At 41.0% G+C, this 21,183-nt stretch carries 17 protein-coding genes and 1 tRNA gene; 9 read left to right on the top strand and 9 right to left on the bottom strand.

The features are described 5' to 3' along the window. Positions 1–97 precede the first annotated feature (97 nt). The 3 genes from G399_RS0109070 to G399_RS0109060 all read right to left on the bottom strand — a co-directional run bounded on the left by G399_RS0109070 (position 98) and on the right by G399_RS0109060 (position 5,459). Positions 98–868 (bottom strand): SapC family protein, encoded by a 771-nt coding sequence (locus tag G399_RS0109070; RefSeq protein WP_006015398.1) that lies wholly within the window; start codon positions 866–868, stop codon positions 98–100. Positions 869–875: 7 nt separating this feature from the next. Continuing rightward, positions 876–2,414, bottom strand: coding sequence for a tryptophan halogenase family protein (locus G399_RS0109065; protein ID WP_006015401.1), 1,539 nt, complete (start codon positions 2,412–2,414; stop codon positions 876–878). Between the two features lie 285 nt (positions 2,415–2,699). After that, positions 2,700–5,459, bottom strand: coding sequence for a TonB-dependent receptor (locus tag G399_RS0109060; protein WP_006015405.1), 2,760 nt, complete (start codon positions 5,457–5,459; stop codon positions 2,700–2,702). A gap of 433 nt (positions 5,460–5,892) precedes the next feature. On the opposite strand from G399_RS0109060, the gene G399_RS0109055 reads away from it, so the two are divergent. From G399_RS0109055 to G399_RS0109035, 5 genes are all read left to right on the top strand, one after another. Next, entirely contained in the window at positions 5,893–6,927 is a 1,035-nt protein-coding gene (locus G399_RS0109055; RefSeq protein WP_006015407.1) for a UDP-glucose--hexose-1-phosphate uridylyltransferase, read from the top strand. A gap of 29 nt (positions 6,928–6,956) precedes the next feature. Then, complete coding sequence (galK, locus tag G399_RS0109050; RefSeq protein WP_034896706.1) at positions 6,957–8,120, top strand: galactokinase; 1,164 nt, start codon at positions 6,957–6,959, stop codon at positions 8,118–8,120. Positions 8,121–8,248: 128 nt separating this feature from the next. After that, the gene (locus tag G399_RS0109045; protein ID WP_006015410.1) at positions 8,249–9,241 is read left to right on the top strand and encodes a Gfo/Idh/MocA family protein; all 993 of its coding nucleotides are present in this window, start codon (positions 8,249–8,251) and stop codon (positions 9,239–9,241) included. A gap of 61 nt (positions 9,242–9,302) precedes the next feature. Beyond that, a complete protein-coding gene (locus tag G399_RS0109040) occupies positions 9,303–10,700 on the top strand; it encodes an alpha/beta hydrolase family protein (RefSeq protein WP_006015413.1) in 1,398 nt (465 codons plus the stop codon). A gap of 322 nt (positions 10,701–11,022) precedes the next feature. Then, a complete protein-coding gene (locus tag G399_RS0109035; protein ID WP_006015415.1) occupies positions 11,023–12,234 on the top strand; it encodes a serine hydrolase domain-containing protein in 1,212 nt (403 codons plus the stop codon). Between the two features lie 220 nt (positions 12,235–12,454). On the opposite strand, the gene yjgA is transcribed toward G399_RS0109035, so the two are convergent. After that, positions 12,455–12,982, bottom strand: coding sequence for a ribosome biogenesis factor YjgA (gene yjgA / locus G399_RS0109030; RefSeq protein WP_006015418.1), 528 nt, complete (start codon positions 12,980–12,982; stop codon positions 12,455–12,457). Between the two features lie 82 nt (positions 12,983–13,064). On the opposite strand from yjgA, the gene pmbA reads away from it, so the two are divergent. Beyond that, on the top strand, positions 13,065–14,396 hold the full coding sequence (gene pmbA, locus G399_RS0109025; RefSeq protein ID WP_006015421.1) for a metalloprotease PmbA: 1,332 nt from the start codon (positions 13,065–13,067) through the stop codon (positions 14,394–14,396). A 97-nt stretch (positions 14,397–14,493) separates the two neighbouring features. On the opposite strand, the gene arcA is transcribed toward pmbA, so the two are convergent. From arcA to trmB, 4 genes are all read right to left on the bottom strand, one after another. Then, positions 14,494–15,198, bottom strand: a complete 705-nt coding sequence (gene arcA, locus G399_RS0109020) for a two-component system response regulator ArcA (protein WP_006015423.1) — start codon at positions 15,196–15,198, stop codon at positions 14,494–14,496. A gap of 323 nt (positions 15,199–15,521) precedes the next feature. Beyond that, positions 15,522–16,934 carry a glycogen synthase gene (locus tag G399_RS0109015; RefSeq protein WP_006015427.1) on the bottom strand — a complete coding sequence of 471 codons (1,413 nt, stop codon included), beginning with the start codon at positions 16,932–16,934 and terminating at the stop codon, positions 15,522–15,524. Between the two features lie 140 nt (positions 16,935–17,074). Further along, the gene (locus tag G399_RS0109010; protein WP_006015430.1) at positions 17,075–18,133 is read right to left on the bottom strand and encodes a methyltransferase; all 1,059 of its coding nucleotides are present in this window, start codon (positions 18,131–18,133) and stop codon (positions 17,075–17,077) included. Beyond that, positions 18,134–18,859 carry a tRNA (guanosine(46)-N7)-methyltransferase TrmB gene (gene trmB / locus G399_RS0109005; RefSeq protein ID WP_006015433.1) on the bottom strand — a complete coding sequence of 242 codons (726 nt, stop codon included), beginning with the start codon at positions 18,857–18,859 and terminating at the stop codon, positions 18,134–18,136. Positions 18,860–19,107: 248 nt separating this feature from the next. On the opposite strand from trmB, the gene G399_RS0109000 reads away from it, so the two are divergent. The 3 genes from G399_RS0109000 (at position 19,108) to G399_RS0108990 (ending at position 20,783) form a co-directional block, all read left to right on the top strand. Next, entirely contained in the window at positions 19,108–20,196 is a 1,089-nt protein-coding gene (locus G399_RS0109000; RefSeq protein ID WP_226989028.1) for an A/G-specific adenine glycosylase, read from the top strand. Positions 20,197–20,313: 117 nt separating this feature from the next. Then, positions 20,314–20,586: an oxidative damage protection protein gene (locus G399_RS0108995; protein ID WP_006015440.1), complete on the top strand. Its 273-nt coding sequence runs from the start codon at positions 20,314–20,316 to the stop codon at positions 20,584–20,586. A 121-nt stretch (positions 20,587–20,707) separates the two neighbouring features. After that, a tRNA-Phe gene (locus G399_RS0108990) sits at positions 20,708–20,783 on the top strand. Between the two features lie 150 nt (positions 20,784–20,933). Here the strand turns inward: G399_RS0108990 and tnpA are convergent. Further along, positions 20,934–21,183: IS200/IS605 family transposase (gene tnpA / locus G399_RS0108985; protein ID WP_026843601.1), on the bottom strand; the 250-nt coding region annotated here is incomplete at its 5' end.

Below are 21,183 nucleotides of genomic sequence, written 5' to 3'. Positions count from 1 at the left end.
AATAGCTGCTTGCACCAGGGAACAACGATTAAGCAGAACATTGAGCGTTGCTAAAAAATAACTGTCTTTAAGTGAATAGCTTAATAAGACCGCTTAGTTAAGAAATAACAGCATCCTTTGCTACTTCCATCTTCACTTCAACAATCGGTGCTCTTTCAACATCTTGATTATTAAGGGTGATTAGTTTGTTTACTTGTAAAAGTGATATCAACATTGCAAGGATCGGCATCAAATAACCTTGCTGGCGCAGTGAATCTAGTTCTTCAATGCTAAGGATTTGAAAGCGATCTTCATCTATCGTGTGTAAGCCTCTAATTTTTTTAGAATTGCCATCAGCTAACTGAACATTCATGTCCAGTGGTTTGAATAAACCAAGGTCGTCTAATGCTTTACTAAACTGAGCTGTTTGTATGTCTTTTTGAACATCGGCATCTAAAAGTTGAGCACGCCTTTTGGTTCCTTCAGTAGGACTACTCTTTTCATCAAACAATGGCTCGCCAGTGGTTTTTGAAAAATCACCTTGGTCCTCTAAAATACCTATGGTGTAGGTATTTCCTTCAGAAGGTGCTTGCATAAGATAAAACGGAAATGTTTGAATACTTGTTGGACGATAAATAACATCAAATTTGTCATTTTTTACAAATAAATTTTCATTAGGTGTAAAACTTGTCATTGCCGAAAAGGTCCAAAATCCATTGTGCGTATTCTTGGTTGCAAATACAGGATAGCAGGTCGCTGCTTGGCCTAATTCGGTCGCGCGTAAATTCATTAAATGTTGTTTTGCAATATGATCAATAACTGCATTATTTTTTATTTTAAAATCTTTATGTGCTTTATTACTTAATTCTACTAAGGTCAATTTTTTCATATTTTCACTACTTCATTTGTGTGTTTGCAAGCCACTTCTCAATATATTCTCTATGCAAGGGAAGTGTTTGTAGCATTTGTTCAGTTATTTTCTGATTTCTTTGAATGATCATGTCAGCCTGCTGCTGTTCTTGATAAAGATGCGCTTGCTGAGAGAAGTCAGGTTTAAAGCCCATGCCATAAATCACATACTGATAACTGGCGGCCGGAAATAATTCTATCGCACTTTTGAAGTCTCCGCTTGTTGGACCGCGGTAGCCCCATATTGAAAGATCTTCTTTTAGACTTTCTGGTATGTCTTTAGGGTTAGTATGTGCCTGCCAATAGGGCTCTGGGCGTTTAGTAAGCATGTAATGGAGTTTTAAGAAATCAATGATGCGTGACCAACGATAACGCATTTGCTGGTTAAAACGTTTTGCAACCGTGGGCATTATTGCTTTTGTTGGTGGTAAATTTTCTGCAATATAGCGAGCTGAAATTTCAACTAACATAATAGCTGTAGCTTCAAGAGGCTCAACAAAGCCAGCCGCCATACCAACAGCCACGCAGTTCTTTTCCCAAAAACGCTCTCTGTGACCGGATTCAAAGGATATTTTTCTCGCGGTTAGGCCTTTACTTGCTTCACCAATATATTTACGAAGATTAGCTTCGGCTTCTTCATCTGATAGATATTTACTTGAATATACATGACCCACACCCCGGCGGTGAGTCAAGCCAATATCCCAAATCCAACCTGCGTTCTGAGCGGTTGCAATGGTATGAGATGCAATAGGACTGTCCTTGCTATCATATGGTACATGCATAGCAAGAGCTGAATCATTGAAAAGCACATCATCCATTTTAATAAATGGAACGTTCAATTTACCACCAAGTAACAAGGCAGCAAAACCGGTACAATCGACATATAGGTCGGCTTCAACATCTGCATGCTTATTCAGGCTGATAGAGCTAATACTGCCGTCACTTGCTAAGGTTACTTGATTAACTGTATCGACAATATGAGTGACATTTAGCTTGCTTTTACAATGATGCTTTAATAGTTCAGCAAATTCGCCCGCATCGATATGATATGCATAATTGCACTGACCGCTATATTCAGATTCTGAAATAGTCCGAGGTGCCAACCCAGCTTCACAAACGTGGTGTTGGAAGTTTGCTTCGACTGCGTACTTTTCGATATCGGAAACATATGGCGCCAAATCAATTCGGCCATAGCCTAAGGGCACAGTAAACGGATGATAATAAAAATCGCCATTGCCGTGTACCCAATCTACGAATTTACCACCCTGTTTGAATACAGCGTGGCAATTTGCAAATAGGTCTGCTTCTTTAATACCAATATCGCGCAAGGTGTTTTTCATGGTTGGCCAAGTACCTTCGCCAACACCTACGGTGGGAATATCCGATGATTCAATTAATTTAATCTCAATCCCTGACGCATTGCGGTCGCCTGACTTTGATTTATGATGAGCTGCAATGATAGCTGCACTTAGCCAACCGGCTGTACCACCACCTACAATTGCAATCGTTTTTATAGCGTCAGACATAGCTTTCGTAATCCGTTAAATGTGCAGTTTCAAAAGGCTTTCCCCCTAGGCAACGATAAACGCTGTGTGGAGCGAAGTAAATATGCTTTGAGCTTTATACACATGCTCTAGTTTTAAAACAAAGCCTTTATGCAAAGCCTTTATGCAAAGCCTTTATGCAAAGCCTTTATGCAAAGCCTTTATGCAAAGCCTTTATGCAAAGCCTTTATATAAAGTGTGAATGCACAGCCTAGGAAACTCAAGCTGGCATTCACCAAGATTACATTTGCTTATTTGTTCTTATTTTTAGAATACCGCTCGTACGCCAAGTGCAAAACGACGACCATTGTCTTCTATTGAGTAAGTTTGGTTAGCGAAACGACCTGTTTGAACCAATTCTTCTTCAGTAATATTGATACCTTCGAAGAATACGGTGAACGTTTCATCAATGTCGTAGCTTGCGCTAACGTCCCATTGACCGAATGTTTCCGTATTAATTGGTTCGCCGTTAAAGCCGTTATCAATCGCGCGTAGGAAACCTTCACGATTGTTATAAGCAATACGTGCTTGAATTTGGTCATTCTCATAGAACACGACTAAGTTTTGAGAATCACCTAAACCTTCAAGAGCAAACGACTGAGTTGTATCACTACCTAATGAAACGTTGCTGTCTACGATAGTTGCGTTGGCTTGAAAACCAAAACCGTTATCAAACAAGTGAGTTAATCCTATTTCATAACCGGTTACTGTCGCAGCATCACCATTTTGCGGGCGAGTTACTGTGTAGAGTTCGGTTAAACCATTGAGTTCGTCTGCGCCTGCTGTCGCATCACTGCTGCAAAGAGCAGTATTGGTAACGCTACATCTGTTATTAGGCGTAGTTAAACGATCATTCAACGTATAAGTTTCAGGGCCAGTCAATCGCGTAATGAAGTTATCCACTTCTTTATTAAAGAATGCGAACGTAAACAAGTTAGCATCGCCATAATAATACTCGAATGAAATATCCCAGTTGTCAGACTGGAAGGGCTTCAATGTAGGATTACCACCTGATGCGGTTAAATTCTGACGGCGCGGCTCATTAAAGGTAGTCGCTGGTGATAACTGATTCATTGTTGGACGAGTTAGTGAATCATATACCGAGAACCGAACAATCATTTCATCAGTAACTTGTAATTTAGTATTCACACTCGGTAAAAGGTTAGCGTAACTGCCACCTTGCAGGATATCGGTTGCTGGACCAAATACGTTTTGGAACAATGTTGCATCTGTTGTTGGTATTACATCAGATAAGAAACTTTGTACAGCAGAAACGGCAATATCAGTTTGCGCGTAGCGTGCACCCACATTGACTGACAACGGCATGTCACCAATATCATATATAAAGGTGAAATCCATATACAAACTCGTAATGTCCTCATTGATTGTGTAGCGGTTGTTTTGCAATGTAGGAACAATTGGGTTACCAGTTGACGCTAGGTAATCGACCATCGCATCACCATCATAAGTGTAGAAAGTGTCGATTAAGCCAGGGAAGAAATTATTCGCAGTAAATGGACGGAAGTTGATTACATCATTTGGCGCCGGCGTATCATAACCACAGAACGCACATTGGCCTCCAAATATCTGAAATGAATTTTTCTCACGTTCTTGTCTGTAAATACCAAATTTAGCACTGTCTAGTACATCACTATCTGGACGGTAGGTAAAGTCAGCTTTGAATTCAGTAATTTCGTCTTGCTCTGTGCGTACATTACCTTTTTCATTATAGTGTAAACGAGACAACGAAGCGTCAGGTAAACTACCGCCGCCAAAACCGTCATGTTGAACGGTCGGAACACTGCCAGTGCCATCAAACTCGTAGCTATTTATAATACCTACAACGTTAAAACGGTCTTTACCAGCACGGTCGTTTTCAGCAGATGAAGTCGATAAATCAAACTCCGCTTTTAATGAATCGTTAATATCCCATTCAACGTTCAAACCAAAACCATCGTTTGTAACATCACGCGAGTTACGTGTTGTTGATACGAAGTCACTTGCGGGATCACCACTGCCTTGAGCATCCAAACCGATGTCTTGGCTAAATGTAAGCAAAGTGCCGGTTGCTGGGTCAATAGTCGCTGAACCAACACGATCAGGTTCGAACCACGACGCGAGATCGGTAACCACTGAATCAACTTCGAACTTTGAAACGAAGCCGTCCAAGCTGATAGTAATGTCGTCTGATGGCGCGTACTGAAATACTAAACTAGCGTTTGTGCGAGTACGTTCTTGATTATCAACTATTTGATCCCAGTTTCTTGGAATATATGCGTTTGAGAACAAAACCCCGTCGCGATTATTCTGAATAGTCTGACCACCTCGCCAACCTGCAGTTGAGATTTGGTTAATCTGTATGTCACGTTTTTGATGACTTACCGCTAATAATACGCCCATAGTGTCGTCGTTAAATGTGTTGCTGACTAATGCAGAAACAGAAGGAGATGTTTTTTCACTCAAGCTTTCGTACATGCCTTTAACAGAAGCAACGGCTTTGAAACCCTCGTAGTCGAATGGCTTAGCGGTTATCAGACTGATTGTACCGCCAATACCACCTTCTTGCATGGTCGCGCTAGTACTCTTATAAACATCAGCGCCAACAATTTGGTCAGATGCCAAAACATCGAAGTTAAACTCGCGTCCTGCACTGTCGGTGGCAATTTGACGGCCATTAACAAGTACTGTGTTAAATTGAGGACCAAAACCACGAATGGTAACTGCTTGGCCTTCACCACCACTTCGGTCAATAGAAACACCCGTTATACGTTGCAATGATTCAGCCACGTTTAAATCAGGAAATTTACCTAGGTCTTCGGCTTTAATACCATCTGATACTAAATTTGAACTTTTCTTGTCTTGCATAGAGGCTTTAAGACTGCTTCTGATGCCGCTGACAAGGATAACTTCTACAGGATCGGAAGCTGATTCTTGTTGTGCAATAACTTGATTTGAGCTTAGTAACGCGCCTGCGACTGCTATCGCAACTGATGTGCGTTTACCAAATGTTAATAATGTTTTATTCATTCGTGTATCCCCTTTGCTTTTTCGAGCTTTCTTTTTTTAGCGTACTGATATTTGTGTGTGTGTCTGTGTGTGTTGGCACGGAAAAATAGGTTAAAACCTATTTATCGTATAAATATAATCAATTGACTGAGAATTACAATGATTTTGCTTAAATTAGATAAATTAATATTACTTTTTTATGACAAAAAATTAACAATACGTTTTACGATAAAACGGTATGAGAATAGTTAAACGTTTGTTTTAAATGTGGTTATAGAAAATTAAGTAGGTAGTTTTATTGTGTTTTAACTCGCAAAAAATAACTATAGCAAGTTAGTATTTTTATCGTATAAATACGATTAATGTTGATTTGTAATCTTGTGAAAGCTACCATGAGAATTAGAAATGCGGTCAGGGTTAATTGAATCTGTTCTATATTAGGTGTCATTAAAGTATGATTAAAAACTATGAATTTACACATCGCCGCAAGAATTTATTAAATGGCGAGTGGGTTTTAGTTTCCCCACATCGCAATAATCGGCCTTGGTTAGGAGCAACAGAGGCACCTACTGAAACCACTCCTGATCGCCATGATCCCAGTTGCCCTTTGTGCCCAAATAATACACGAGCAAACGGCGATACAAATCCAAATTATGAATATACTCACGCTTTTATCAACGATTTCGGTGCATTGACCCCAACCTTGAACGATGACGCTCGTATTGACCCCGACGAGTTATTTGAAGCGCAAGCAGCAACCGGCGAGGCCCGAGTTATTTGTTTTTCTCCGGAGCACAATAAAACCTTACCAGAACTCTCAGTTAATGAAATTAGTAAAGTAGTCACAACATGGCAGCAGCAATTTATTGATTTATCGTCTCGCTACTCCTGTATTCATATTTTTGAAAATAAAGGTGAGATAATGGGATGCTCACAGCCGCATCCACATGGTCAGATTTGGGCGCACAATCACCGTTCTACTGAAATTCAAGCCGAAGATGAACACCAATTGGCCTTTTATGAAGAACATAAACGCGGTTTGCTAGCTGTTTACATTGAAAAAGAACAAACAGAGCAGCAGCGCATTGTGATAGAAAATGAACATTGGATTGTGGTCGTTCCGTACTGGGCAAAATGGCCGTTTGAAACATTATTGATATGCAAAGATACTGTGCAAACGATCGCTCAACTTGATGATAGTCAATCACGCACCTTAGCAAAAGTACTCAAAGAGCTCACTATAAGATATGACAATGTGTTTAATTGTAGCTTCCCATACTCAATGGGTTGGCATAATGCGCCGCTTGACTTGAAAGATGCGAAACATTGGCGATTACATGCTCATTTTTATCCACCGTTGCTGCGCTCAGCATCAGTCAAAAAGCACATGGTGGGTTATGAAATGTTAGCTGAGAGCCAGCGAGATTTAACTGCAGAAACAGCCGCGAAGATTCTCCGTGACGTTCCTTCTATACATTACAAGGACTAAAGCTCTGAAAGAGCGTGTTGGGCAAGATTATGACGAAAAAAATACAAGACTCTATTTTCTATAAAACCTTTGTTGATATTTACGCAAGCTATCCTGCAGCGTTATCAAATGCACCTGGTCGGGTTAATTTAATTGGTGAATTTACTGACTATAATAATGGTTTCGTTTTGCCTTGTGCCTTGCAGTACAGCACCCGTATTTTATTCAAAAAACGCAGTGATACAATGATAAATGTGTATTCAACCCACTACCCAGGTGAAGCAGAAAAGTTCGATGTTAGTCAGGAAATAGTGCCGGGTGATTCTCAATGGGGTAATTACATAAGAGCTGTTGCTTTTGTTTTTAAGCGCGAAGGATTTTTACTTCATGGCTTTGACATGCTCATTGATAGCGACGTTCCTCAAGGGAGTGGTCTATCTTCTTCCGCTGCGCTGGAAGTGTCAGTCGGTGGTATGTTTAATTATGCCTGCGAACTAGGTCTATCGCCAGCTAAAATAGCCGTACTGGGACAATCGGCAGAAAATGACTTTATCGACTGCCAATGTGGCGTGATGGACCAAATGATATCTGCTTGCGGAATAAAGGGCCATGCGATGCTTTTGGACTGTGAAAGTTTAGAAACACGAGCGGTGGCTATTCCAGATGATTTAGCTATTGTTATTGTGAATTCAAATTATCCTCGAAGACTTGTTGATAGTGAATACAACCAGCGTCGAATTGATTGCGAACAAGCTGCTAGGAAGATGCAGGTAAGCACCTTGCGCGCGGCTGATATGGTAAAGTTAAACACGGTAAAAGACAGTTTAAGTCTGAATGAATACAAACGCGCCCACCATGTTATTAGCGAAAATCAACGGGTTCTGGATGCAGTTGACGCACTAAAAAATAATGATATGGCAGTGTTGCGCGAATTGATGAGCGCGTCTCATTATTCTTTAAAATATGATTTTGAAGTCACTGTGCCAGCAACCGATGGCCTCGTAAAAATTTGCGCTACAGCCTTACAAGGCCGGGGAGCTGTGCGAATGACGGGCGGTGGTTTTGGTGGCGCAATTGTATGCTTGTGCCGCACAGATGACATTGCATCAATAACTAACGCGGTAGAAGCAGAATACGAAAAGCAATTCAATTTAGTCGCGAATGTCTATGTTTGTACCGTTGGCGAAGGATTGAAGGTGACAGAAATAGTCTAGCTGACAACTTTCACCGATTGATTTTAATCATGAGCTTCATTAAGATTATCTCAACCAGCACTGCGCTCAATTAAGATTTTCATTGTCGGTTAATGAATGTAAATTTAACAACGGGTTAAGGATAAATAATGCTAAATTGGGGTGTAATTGGATGCGGTAATATCGCAAATACGTTCGCAGATGGATTGGCTTGTCTAGATTCTGGAAAATTAATTGCTTGTGCTTCTAATTCTATGCAAAGAGCACATGCATGGGCTGAAAATCAAAAGTTTCAACATGATATTCGTAGTGTTTACAACAGTTATGAAGCGCTCGTGAATGACAGTGATGTACAAGCTGTTTATGTCGCCAATACCCACAATTCTCATTATCAGTCAATTAAGTTGTGCCTGCAAAATTATAAACATGTTTTGTGTGAAAAACCGATCACGTTGAACGCCCACCAAGCCGCTGAACTGTTCGCACTAGCGCGGAAAAACAAGTGCTTTCTTATGGAAGCGGTATGGACTCGTTTTTTACCTGCTATTCGCATGCTGCAAAAGATCCTTGCAGATAATGTGATTGGCGATATCTTAAGTGTCAGAGCTGACTTCTGTATCAATCCAAAACTAGCTGAAAGCCATCGACTTCGTAATAAAAAACTGGCTGGTGGCGCATTACTCGATCTTGGGATTTATCCAATTACATTTTCATCCCTAGTGTTTGGAGGGGCTCCTGAAAAAATCCAAAGTTCAGCGATAATGGACATCACTGGTGTGGACGCACGTTCATTCTATTTATTTGAATATACTGATGGGCGAATCGCCTCATTATCCTCGGGTTATAATCAAGTAGCACCTTGTGAAGCCTTAATTTCTGGTTCTGAGGGCTATATTAGAGTGCCTCAATTCTTCGCTGCACAAGCCTTTTCTGTGCACATACAAGAGCAAGAACCGCAAACTTACAGTTACCCATTTAGTGATAACGAAAATTTCAGTTTTGAAATACAACATATGCACGATTGCATACGACAAGGATTGTTACAAAGTCCAATAATGGCGCATGACGAAAGTTTGCAAATAATGCAGACAATGGACCTCCTGCGCAATCAGTGGGGCCTTAAATATGAAGGCGAACAATAAGCCGTTGCAGCGCAAATAATAGAACAGCAAATAACATAATAATAAGGAAAATGTGCGTACTATGAACAAGTATTTAGACAATACCAAAGGCAAAACTGACAAATGGAGACCGGCTTTACTTATTGGTTCCTACTTATTACTTGCTGCACTTGTTAGTGGTTGCAATCCAAGCACTGAAGCGGGAAATGTCGCAGCAGTTGCTGATACGAATTCTCAAGCGGTTAAAAGCAAAAAACTGCAGCCCCAGCACTTATATCCTGAAGTCCATCCCGATATGCAACCTGAACTAGCAGCGGCCGGCAAGTATAAGGTTGGCGTTAAGACACTTGATATTACTAATGAAAAGTATGTTGATTTACTAACAAACCAAAGTAAGCCGAGAACACTTAAAATTGAGGTCTGGTATCCAGCAGAATATAACAAAGGAACACCGTTGACTTCCTATGAAAACGAAACCCGATTAGCCAAGAAATTCAGTATTCAAGCCAATGCTGTAAGAGATGCGGTGCCGTTAGTTTCTGGATCAGCATATCCAGTAGTGGTAATATCACATGGTTATACAGGGTACAGACAAATTATGTTTTATCTTGGAGAGCACTTAGCTAGCAACGGCTACGTAGTGGCAGCAATTGATCATACAGACTCAACAAACGAAGATGTCGATATGGTTAATGCGCCGTTCAATGGCTTCCCAAGTACGCTGATTAACCGCAGTCGAGATCAGCAATTTACACTTGATTTTATGACCCAAGAAAAACACTTTTTAAGCACTGTTGTTAATACCAAAGATGCAGGTCTAATTGGTTATTCAATGGGCGCATTTGGCGCATTGAACACGGTAGGCGGGTGTTATAACTTCACGCTAGAACAAGCGGGTATGTTTACCGGAACGCAGGACGAAAAGATGCTGCCCTTGGTGCAAAAAGCCCTGAATAGTTGCGCTGCAGGCCAATACGAAAAGCCAAAAGTGGACGATAAATGGAAAGCGGCAATTATGTTTGCTGCATGGGGTGGCCAGAATAATTTATTTACGCATAAAAGTCTTGCCAACATTCAAGTGCCTAAATTATTTGTATCAGGAAATCTTGATGATATTTCTGGTTACGCAGGCATACAGTCGCTATATCAAAAGACGCAAGCTCCTAGTACGTATCTATTAACAGTAATAAATGCTCGCCATAACATTGCTCCGCATCCTGCGCCAAAAGAAGCTTGGGGAAGTGAAACTGACTTTGGCCACTATTATGAACCAGCATGGTCAAGTTCAGTGTTAAACGATATCAATAAACATTTTGCTTTAGCGATGATGGATTGTCATGTGAAAAAACAATCTGAAGCGTGTGATTATTTGAACCTGCCGCCAAGCTCCGATCAAGTGCAAGTGGATGGCAAACTACCTGAACCATGGAAGGGTTTCGATAGCCGTTTCTCAACTGGATTGCGTTGGCAACAGAAGTAGATAGCGCAGAAAGATGACGAGTCTTAGACTCGTCATTTACTAAAACTGCAAGTCAACATCCCCAATCTTTATCTGCAGACAAAAAAAGATACTGGCCCCAATACGCCTCAACGTTGTCAAAATATTGAGATTGCAAAATCAATTCGACTATATTAAAGGGCTGCTTGTATGTGACGTATATTGTGCAACTTGCTATCTTCTATAACTGAATGCACACTATCCACAGCAATCCCATTTTAATTGTTCAACACCGACAATAAATAGCATATGTATTTTTAGTTTAAAAAAAGTACTAATTATTAATATCAGGAACAACATTCGAATGAAAAATAACAAGATAACTATATTTGGCTGGAAGGCGCTTTCTATTGCGCTAATGTCACTATTAGCATTTACGAGTGGTGCGCAAAGTGATGCTTTATCAGACGAAGCTTTTATTCAAAAAAATAAGCTAAGAGAGCGTGCAACTGAGGTTTTGTTTTGGACTCAAGACGAGCGGGCTGTGGGTTTTAAGAACATCGGTGTCATTGCACCTACAAGAGTCGTCGCTAAAGCTAAAAATGCAAAACCGATGAGCTTTAACGATATTGGCCTTGCTGACGTAACCTATGAAGTTGAAGGTATAAAATATGGCATTCAAGACTTTATCAAACTGCCTAGTGCTATTGGGTTGGTTGTTTTAAAAGATGGTCAACTGGTGTATGAGAACTACACTGAGGGTAACGATCATAATACTCGTTGGATCTCGTTTTCAGTGACAAAGTCAGTCTCTTCCCTATTGATTGGAGCGGCAATTAAAGATGGCTATATTGAAGGCGTTGATGATCTTGTTGTTGACTACTTGCCGCAATTCAAAGGTTCAGCGTACGAAGGCGTAAGTATAAAGAACGTTTTGAATATGAACTCTGGCGTGCAATGGAATGAAGATTATAGCGACCCTAAATCAGATGTTTCAATAGCCGGCGGTGCAAATGGCATTACCCTAGTTAATTATATGAAAGCATTACCAAGAGCCCATAAGCCAGGCACAGTTTTTAATTATAATACGGCTGAATCTAACCTGATTGGTGAACTGCTGCGTTCTGCAATAGGTAATAATGCCTCCACGTATTTGCAAGATAAAATTTGGCAACCCTATGCAATGGAGAGTGATGCGCTTTGGCTATTAGATAGACCAAACGGGGTTGAGACCGGCGGCTGCTGCTTGCTGGCAACGTTGCGCGATTTTTCTCGCATAGGTCAATTTGCACTGGAACAGTTAGCCTCCCCAAAAGATTCTCCGTTAGCAGTAAACTGGATGCAAAATTCAGTGGTCCCCTCAGCAACTTATCCTGGCTATGGATACCAGTGGTGGCTTAATTCCGATAATAATAACTTTCAAGCAAGAGGTATTTTTGGTCAGTCTATTTTGGTTATGCCCGACCTAGGACTTATTATTGCTAAACATGGGAATACACCTAGAGCGTCAGGTCCCAGTGTATTCAAAATGCACTCTGATGCCTTGAATATGGCAATTGCAAAGCGTTTCAATTGATATAAAGTGGGGCGTAAACGTCGCTTTTACAACTGGAGCTGTGGATTTAATTATATGATTGTCATCATGTGAGATTATAAGATTTTCTAGTTTAATAATATATTTTGACAGCGCAAGCACTTAATAGCAGGATTGATCTCCTAGAAAATGCAGCGCTTAAGTTGCATGCAAAAGAGCACTGACTGGCTCTATCGCAAGTGTGATTGTTCTGCCATGCACATTACTCTGCAATATGCAGCTTTAAGTACTGAAAAAGTTCGCGAGCTGCTTTCGGTGGTTTTTCCGCTTCTTTCTGTTTAATAGCCTGACGTTGCATTTGCCTTAGCTTTTGTCGGTCTAACTCAGGATGTTTATCCAAAAGAGTCTGAATTACGCTATCGCCGTGAGTCACAATGTCGTCTCGAAGTTGCTCAAGCTCATGGAATTTACTATTAGATTTTACATGGTGGGCATGTAATCTGTTGATACCATCTTCAATGAGCTCAAGATCGCATTTGCGCAATATCTTTCCAATTAATTGAAGTTGACGTCGAAAACCGTCCTTTTTCTTATTGATGCGATTGGCTAATTGAATAGCATCACGCAACTCCTCGTTCATTGGAATTTCGCTTAATTGTGCATTCGAAAACTCAACTAAAGCGACACCTAACTGCTTTATGTCTTCTGCTTCTTGCTTAAGCTGAGTTTTGCTTTTTATTATTTCACCATTTTCGTCAAGAAGTGGTTCGTTGCTGTAATCGGCATTCATATAAAGTTTTTTGATTTCTTTAGTGCTAGAATTATGGTTGATTGTAACCGTCACACTATAGTTTGGACAGTAAAAATAATATATGGAATCTCAAAAGCAGTTAGCAGAAATTCAAAATGTCGTAGATGACGCATTGCGTCTAGCTATTCAAAAGGGCGCAACAGCGGCCGAGGCAAGCATGTCTAAAGTTCAGGGCATTGCCGTATCATCAAGACTAAAAGAAGTTGAAACTGTAGAGTTTACAAATGACGGTGGTCTAGGCATAGCGGTGTTTGTAGGGAAGCGCAAGGGCAGTGCATCAACTACTGATTTAAGTCCTGCAGCGTTAAGATTAACGGTCGAAAAAGCCGTGGAAATCGCAAAATATACTAACGAAGATGACTGCGCAGGCATCGCTGACAAAGAGTTTATGGCCACTGAAATACCAGATTTAGACCTTTACCACCCGATAGAATTAGATACAGAAGTCGGAATTAAAATGGCAATTGAGACCGAAACTGCCGGAATGGACTATGATCCAAAGATTATTAATTCAGATGGTGCGTCATATAATGCCAATTTAGGTGTGCGAGTATACGGAAATACTCATGGTATTAACGCGGGTTATGCAAGCAGCCGTTATAATTTAAGTTGTGTGCTCATTGCTCAAGAGGGCGACGATATGCAACGCAATTACAGCTACACAATGAACCGTGAAGCCCATTTGCTCGACTCAGCCTACAAAGTAGGCGTGGATGCGGCTAAAGAGACTCTGAGCCGTTTAGGTGCGAAAAAAATCAACACTGCAAAAGTCCCCGTGCTCTTTCATCGTGATGTCGCATCCGGAATTTTTGGTCATTTTGTGAGTGCAATTAGTGGTGGTAGCTTATATAGGCAGTCTTCATTTTTGTTAGATAGCTTAGGAACCAAAGTATTTCCAGAGTGGCTAACAATCAATGAAAAGCCACACGTGATGAAAGGCTTGGCAAGTTCACCATTTGATAATGAAGGTGTGCGTACACAAGATATGACCATAGTTGAGTCTGGTATGTTGCAACATTACTTATTGACGAGTTATTCGGCAAGAAAGCTTAAAATGCAAACTAACGGGCACGCAGGTGGTATTCACAATTGGTTACTAAGCTCAACAGGCGAGTCTGATAAAGAACTCCTTGAAAAAATGGGTACTGGGCTGATTGTTACTGAATTGATGGGCCAAGGTGTAAATATTGTGAATGGTGATTATTCTCGCGGAGCCGCTGGTTTTTGGGTGGAAAACGGCATTATTCAATATCCAGTACATGAAATTACGATCGCTGGAAACTTAAAAGATATGTTCCAAAACATTGTTGCGATTGGCGCTGAAACAGAACATAGAAGCAGTATTCAAACGGGTTCTATACTCATCGAATCTATGCAAGTGGCCGGTGATTAAGTTCTGAAGTGACATGCTCTAAAAGCAAAAAGCCCGTCTTTAAACGGGCTTTTTCATTTTTAGTTGTAGAGTGTCTAAACTCTCCGTTTCTAAGTGATTAATCTACTTCACCACAAAAACGATAACCTTCACCATGAATAGTTACAATCAACTCTTCATCGTCAGGCTGGGACTCAAAATGTTTGCGAATACGACGGATGGTTACGTCTACCGTTCTGTCGTTAGGACGTAATTCACGGCCAGTCATCTCCATGATCAGCTGCTCACGAGTTAGTATTTTACCCGGGTTACTCAAAAATAAATGTAATGCTCTAAATTCACTGCGCGGTAATCTAAACTCTTTAGCCACAGGAGATATCAAGCTGCGGCTATCGCCATCAAGAGTCCAACCATTAAAGTTAACTTTGCTTGGCAAATCATCATCTTCGGATGCACTACTGGTGCGAGATAATAAGTTGCGAGCACGAATAGTCAATTCGCGAGGATTAAAAGGCTTAGTCAAATAATCATCTGCACCAATTTCCAGACCAAGAATACGGTCGACATCGTTGTCGCGGCCGGTGAGGAAGATAAGGCCCACATTTTTTCTATCACGAACTTCGCGCGCTAGGAGTAATCCATTTTTGCCCGGTAAGTTAATGTCCATTATGACCAAATTGATCTGGTTGTTCTGGAAAAAATCATGCATTTCGTGGCCGTTTTCAGCCTCAAATACATTGTAGCCTTCAGCTTCGAATAAGCTCTTCAGCGTAGTGCGGGTAACTACTTCGTCTTCAACGATAAGGATATTTGGCGTTTGCATTATTTACACTCTATTAACATTCTACATTGAGTCTATCAGAATATTGATAAACATCAGTTTTTTTATACGAAAAATTTCAATTGTTAGCCCACGATATATTCTGCGCTGTCGGATTTATTGCACTAATAATCTGAATTTCTGAAAATTAATGCGTCTCGAGCTGTAACAAACTTTTATATCTGTAATAAACTTACAGTTCTACCCCTAGTATATTCAAAATATGACTCAATTGAAAACTTGATTTGGGTATACTTTCAACTTAGTTGCAATAACGGCTTTTTCAAGTAAATCTCAAATTTTAACTGCTCACTGTTTGCAGCTTGTTATTTGCGCTGATAAACATCCACATATTTGTTGGCAGCTTCTTTCCACGTGAATTTTTTCTGCATGCCTCGCTTAATAACAGCCTGCAATTTTTTACTGTCTTCAAGTCTAACAAGCAACGCCTTCCTTATCACGCTAAGCAATGCTTGGGCCGTTGGTTGACTAAAAGTAAAACCGGTTCCATCGGGCTCATCAATATCGACTATTGTGTCTTTCAAGCCGCCAATACCGCGCACAATAGGCGTTGTTCCATAGGCTAGGCTGTACATTTGATTGAGTCCACAAGGCTCAAATTCAGAAGGCATTAAGAAGAAGTCAGCGCCAGCTTCTACTTTGTGCGCATAGTCCGACTTAAATTCCTCGATAAACACAAACTGCTTGGGATGCGCATTTGCAATTCGGTGAAGCTCTTCGGTTATGTCTTTTTGGCCCGTTCCCACCAATGCAATTTGTACATTATGCTTAAGAACATCTTCAATAATGGGTATTAAGTAGCCAAAACCTTTTTGCAGGGTTGTTCTGCAAACCATGCCTAATATAGGCACTTCTGAGTTGACCCTTAAACCGAACGTCTTTTGTAAGTCTTTTTTACAGGCCACCTTGCCTGACATATCGTTAACACAATAATGCGCGGCAATAAATTCGTCAGTACTCGGGTCCCATTGTTCGTAATCGCATCCATTGAGTACGCCTTCGACAACGTTTATACGTTGGCGAATAACGTCATCAATTCCGTGACTGCCCAGAGGCGTGGCGATTTCTTGAGCATAAGTAGTGCTAACAGGACAAATCTTGTCGGCATATAAGAGACCGGTTTTCAGCATATTCAAATAATTGTTTTCAACATACATACCCGTTGCTGTTGGCTCAACACTGGGTATGTTGACCAAGTTGTCGGTACCTTGAAATGCTGCATTGTGAATAGTCAATACAGATTTGGTGTGCGCAAAATACTCGTAGGTAAGGGGTGAATGCTTGGCAAAGTAACAGGCCATTGAAGTATGCCAGTCGTTGGTGTGTAAAATATCCGGCTTGAAACCTACCGCTTCAGCGGTTTTGAGTGCTGCTAGCGAGAAAAAGGTGAATTTTTCTGCATTGCTAACGTTAGAGTCTTCACTGTAAAGTTTATCATTATTAAAATATTTTGGATAATCAACAAAGTAGACAGGGATGCCGTTAAAATTTAGCTCTTTTATATCAAATGCGTAACTTTGACCGTTGGTATAAATAATTTGCTTTGGCGTTGCATTTGATAACGTTAAAGAATCAGCTATAGCTTTATAATAAGGAAGGATAATATTGACTTCATGTCCAAGCTCAGACAACGCCATGGGTAGTGCCTTACCAACATCGGCTAAGCCTCCTGTTTTTACTATGTCTTCTACTTCAGATATCAAAAAGAGTATTTTCATAATGTACTGAGTCTTCTTATCTAATTTTCTAATGTCACTTGTCACAACATAAGGCGTAAAGCCGGCAATATTGGGTCTAGCTTTACTGATGAAAGTCGCTTAAAGGCCTACTTTGCCGGTATTTTTCCGGTACTTTGCCGCTACTTTGCCGCTTCGTAAATATTATATTTATTCGTGCTTACTAGTGTTTTAGAGCGAAAATACAAACCACTCATAACCTCACTGTAAGGTAAAAATTTATTTGCTACAATATCCAGTGTGCCACGCGGGCGAGTCTGTTTATGCGCCTGAGCTATAAATTGCTGGGTTATACTGTAGTCGTTACGAATGCCAGTATGAAATGGCGGATTACTAACGATGTGGTCAAAGTAACCTTCAACTTGTTTCATTCCGTCACTAGCAACTACTTTTCCTTCAACCGCGTTGAGCTCAAGTGTTTGTTTGCTGCAGTAAATAGCAAGCGCCGATACATCACTCATAGTGACCTTTACCTTGGCATTAAGTTTTGCAAAATAAGTACCTATGATGCCCGTGCCGCAAGCGAAGTCTAATACTTGACCTTTCATGTTGACTAGTTTGACGCAACGCGGCTCAAATTGTGCTAACAATAATTGAGTGCCTGGATCGAATTGTTTGTGACCAAATACGCCAGGAAGTGAAAATACTTTTAGTTCGTGGTCATTCACTAAATACTTTCTGATAACCCCAAATTGCTTTATTTCAAAAGCCGATTTGTTTGGCGTTTCAATTTCAACGCTAATCAAGCCGCAATGTTTAGCGCCATCAATTTTGTTAACTGTTGAGCCTAAATGCGCCAACAATTTGCCAACACTTTTAATGCCGGCTTTATTTTCGCCAACAATCAATAATTTACCGCCTACCTTAACCAAGTCAGCCATGTTGGCAATAAGCATTTCAAGGTGCTGTTTTGCTTTTGGTAAAAAGATAACAGCCCCATCTAGTTGCTGTTTATCTTTGAGATCGTCAACACTAAAGCTGGCGGCGAAAACTTGCGCAAACTTACTGGTATTCTCGCTCTGGAAATAGATATCATGAAATTGATGCAGACCAGTAATATCCATACTTGAGTCACGCAGTTCGTCAAAAATAGCAGCATCAGAGGGATTAACAATCGCCCATTTGCCACTTTCAAAAATATCGGTGTTGCGTAATAACAACTGACTAGGTAATGACAGCATTTAGCTTACTCTCTTAAAAATGAGATCCCAAACGCCGTGACCGAGCTTCTGGCCACGAACTTCAAATTTGGTAATAGGGCGATAATCTGGGCGAGGAACATAACCATTAGCTCCTTCGCCTGCGGTGTTTTCGAAGCCATCTGCCTGGGTCATCACATCCATCATATGCTCAGCATATGGCTGCCAGTCAGTCGCCATGTGAAAAGTGCCACCAATAGCCAACTTTGTACGTATGTTTTGCACAAAATCAGGCTGTACTATACGGCGTTTGTGATGACGCGTTTTATGCCATGGGTCAGGAAAATATAATTGCAAACGATGCAGTGAATCATCAGCTATCGACTGAGCTAGCACTTCAACAGCATCATGTTCAAATACACGCAGGTTTTCAACGCCAGCTTCTTCAGCGTCGGCTAAACAAGCACCAATGCCAGGACGATGTACTTCAATGCCAATGAAATTGTGTTGCGCAGCCGCCGCTGTCATTTCAACGAACGACTTACCCATACCAAAACCAATTTCAAGTACGGTTGGCGCAGCGCGACCAAAAACTTGCTCAAAGTTGAGCATGCCTTGCTCGACGCTTAGGCCTTTGCTTGGCCAGTTTCCTTCAATTGCTTTCGCTTGAGCATTAGTTAGGCGCCCCTCGCGTTTTACAAAACTTCTTATTTTGCTTATATATATGCCTGCTGCGCGGGCTTCTTCTTGGCTTTTGAATGACTTCATGTATATCGTGATCTTTATTAAATAAATGTTTAGTAAATGAACCGATTAGTCGAAATCTGACGACAGATTGGTCCAATGGTACAAAAGTCCGGTATTATAAGCCATTCTTTGGCAGATGTGCGGTTAATGTGACTTACAGTAGCTTTTCTTTTTCAAATGCGCTCTTAGCTTGGTTTGACCAACATGGGCGTAAAAATTTGCCTTGGCAAAAAAACAAATCTATTTATTCAGTTTGGATCTCGGAAATAATGTTGCAGCAAACTCAAGTAGCAACTGTTATTCCGTACTATGATACTTTTATGCAACGCTTTGCAAGCGTTACCGATCTAGCCAATGCACCGGTTGATGAAGTGCTGCATTTGTGGACAGGTTTGGGTTATTACGCCAGAGCGAGGAATCTGCACAAGGCTGCCCAGCAAGTTCGAGATTTGCATGCCGGTAATTTTCCAACGACCTTTGATGAGGTTATTGCGTTACCGGGCATAGGGCGCTCTACTGCAGCTGCTGTTTTATCATTATCTTTGGATCAAGCTTTTGCAATCATGGATGGAAACGTAAAGCGTGTACTCACTCGATATATGGCGATTGAGGGTTGGACGGGTACTAAAAAAATAGAAGATAGGTTGTGGATTGAGGCTGAAGCACTCAAACCTGCTGCTGTTAAGTTAGATGAAAGCATAGAAAATGAATTAACTGAGCAAGAATACAAGGCTAAAAGTCACGCGCCTAGATATGGCGATTACACGCAGGCAATTATGGATTTAGGTGCAACAATATGCACCCGTTCAAAACCTAAATGCGATGATTGTCCGATGCAGTCGCATTGCTTAGCTTTCGCGCAAGGAAAGCAGGCTGAGTTTCCATTTAAGAAGCCCAAGAAACAAATTCCGACAAAATACACAACAATGTTAATTCCCTCGTTTAATGGCCAAGTATTGATGCAGCAAAGACCACCTAGCGGAATTTGGGGCGGACTTTGGGGCTTTTTAGAAACGGGTTTCGATAAAGAATCCGAAAAAACCACTGCCCAGGCGTTGTTGATGCTTGAAAATAGCCTACTAAAAGTGAATTTGCAGGATGCGAAAGTGCGAGAACTCGTGACTTTTAAACACACTTTCAGCCACTTTCATTTGTTGATTTTTCCTGTGCTTATTGAGTTGAAAGAGCCGCCGGTGCAAACAGTTAATGAAAGTAATGCTGAGTTTGATGGTGCGTTTTATAATGCGGTTGATAAGAGCCCTACAAATCAACTTTGGTTTGACTCATACAATCCGAGTAAAATTGGCTTGTCGGCACCTACAATGAAAATACTAGAGATGTTGAAAAGCGACTATTAAACGCCGGCATGGTATTAAACTGCGCCTAGTTGACTGTTTTTAAGCAATCATTGCTGAAGTTCATTAGTTTATTGAGCTATACTCTGCAAAATTGATATTTATCCTAAGGTACATGACATGGCACGAACAGTAAGTTGCGCGTATTTGAATAAAGAAGCCGATGGTTTGGATTTCCAGTTATATCCAGGTGATGTTGGTAAGCGCATATTCGACACAATCTCTAAAGAAGCGTTTAGTCTTTGGCAGAAAAAACAAACCATGTTGATCAATGAGAACAAGTTGAGCATGATGGAAGTGAACGATAGAAAGTTTCTTGAAGAAAAAATGGTCGCCTATTTGTTTGAAGGTATTGAACCAACTATAGAAGGTTACGTTCCGCCTACAAAATAACCGTTTGAGCCCTTTTAGTAAGATAAAGTCACAAAACATTAGAAATGAGTTGACTTGGAAGGGCAAAATCCGTTTAATACGCCCCCACAGCGAATTACAGCGTCAAAACGCAGTCGCAAATGCCTCGATAGCTCAGTTGGTAGAGCAGCGGATTGAAAATCCGCGTGTCCCTGGTTCGATCCCGGGTCGAGGCACCATTATTCTAAAGCCCTGCATTAAAATGTGGGGTTTTTTTTTGTTCGCTCAAGCATTGTTGATCCAAATAATGTATTTACCGGAATTGAGCGGAAAGCCTCGTCGTTCAGGGCGGGGATGGATAGCTCGGATGGCGAAGCCGTCCATTTGTTTTAGTGTGGCGTTTGCTGTTGCTCGATGTACTTGCGGATCACAGCAATTGGCGCACCACCACAGCTCCCCGCAAAGTAGCTAGGCGACCACAATGCGCCGCCCCATAGCTTCTTTTGAATGCTTGGATATTTTTTCTTCCGGATCATTAAACTCGATATCCCCTTGAGGCTGTTCACCAGTTTCGACACTGCCACTTTAGGCGGATAGTTCACTAATAGGTGAACATGATCGTCCTCGCCGTCGAACTCG

This window comes from Brumicola pallidula DSM 14239 = ACAM 615 (genome assembly GCF_000428905.1).
Taxonomy (GTDB): Bacteria; Pseudomonadota; Gammaproteobacteria; order Enterobacterales; family Alteromonadaceae; genus Glaciecola; species Glaciecola pallidula.
Note: the sequence above shows the minus strand (reverse complement) of the source record. Positions and strands in the feature narration are given on the sequence as shown.

Excerpts from the sequence above, each read along its gene's own strand:
- G399_RS0109070 (WP_006015398.1), bottom strand. The coding sequence starts at position 868 with ATGAAAAAATTGACCTTAGTAGAATTAAGTAATAAAGCACATAAAGAT.
- G399_RS0109045 (WP_006015410.1), top strand. The coding sequence starts at position 8,249 with ATGCTAAATTGGGGTGTAATTGGATGCGGTAATATCGCAAATACGTTC.
- G399_RS0108995 (WP_006015440.1), top strand. The coding sequence starts at position 20,314 with ATGGCACGAACAGTAAGTTGCGCGTATTTGAATAAAGAAGCCGATGGT.
- G399_RS0109000 (WP_226989028.1), top strand. The coding sequence starts at position 19,108 with ATGTTGCAGCAAACTCAAGTAGCAACTGTTATTCCGTACTATGATACT.
- G399_RS0109065 (WP_006015401.1), bottom strand. The coding sequence starts at position 2,414 with ATGTCTGACGCTATAAAAACGATTGCAATTGTAGGTGGTGGTACAGCC.
- G399_RS0109035 (WP_006015415.1), top strand. The coding sequence starts at position 11,023 with ATGAAAAATAACAAGATAACTATATTTGGCTGGAAGGCGCTTTCTATT.
- G399_RS0109010 (WP_006015430.1), bottom strand. The coding sequence starts at position 18,133 with ATGCTGTCATTACCTAGTCAGTTGTTATTACGCAACACCGATATTTTT.
- yjgA (WP_006015418.1), bottom strand. The coding sequence starts at position 12,982 with ATGAATGCCGATTACAGCAACGAACCACTTCTTGACGAAAATGGTGAA.
- pmbA (WP_006015421.1), top strand. The coding sequence starts at position 13,065 with ATGGAATCTCAAAAGCAGTTAGCAGAAATTCAAAATGTCGTAGATGAC.
- trmB (WP_006015433.1), bottom strand. The coding sequence starts at position 18,859 with ATGAAGTCATTCAAAAGCCAAGAAGAAGCCCGCGCAGCAGGCATATAT.
- arcA (WP_006015423.1), bottom strand. The coding sequence starts at position 15,198 with ATGCAAACGCCAAATATCCTTATCGTTGAAGACGAAGTAGTTACCCGC.
- G399_RS0109060 (WP_006015405.1), bottom strand. The coding sequence starts at position 5,459 with ATGAATAAAACATTATTAACATTTGGTAAACGCACATCAGTTGCGATA.
- G399_RS0109015 (WP_006015427.1), bottom strand. The coding sequence starts at position 16,934 with ATGAAAATACTCTTTTTGATATCTGAAGTAGAAGACATAGTAAAAACA.
- G399_RS0109040 (WP_006015413.1), top strand. The coding sequence starts at position 9,303 with ATGAACAAGTATTTAGACAATACCAAAGGCAAAACTGACAAATGGAGA.
- galK (WP_034896706.1), top strand. The coding sequence starts at position 6,957 with ATGACGAAAAAAATACAAGACTCTATTTTCTATAAAACCTTTGTTGAT.
- G399_RS0109055 (WP_006015407.1), top strand. The coding sequence starts at position 5,893 with ATGATTAAAAACTATGAATTTACACATCGCCGCAAGAATTTATTAAAT.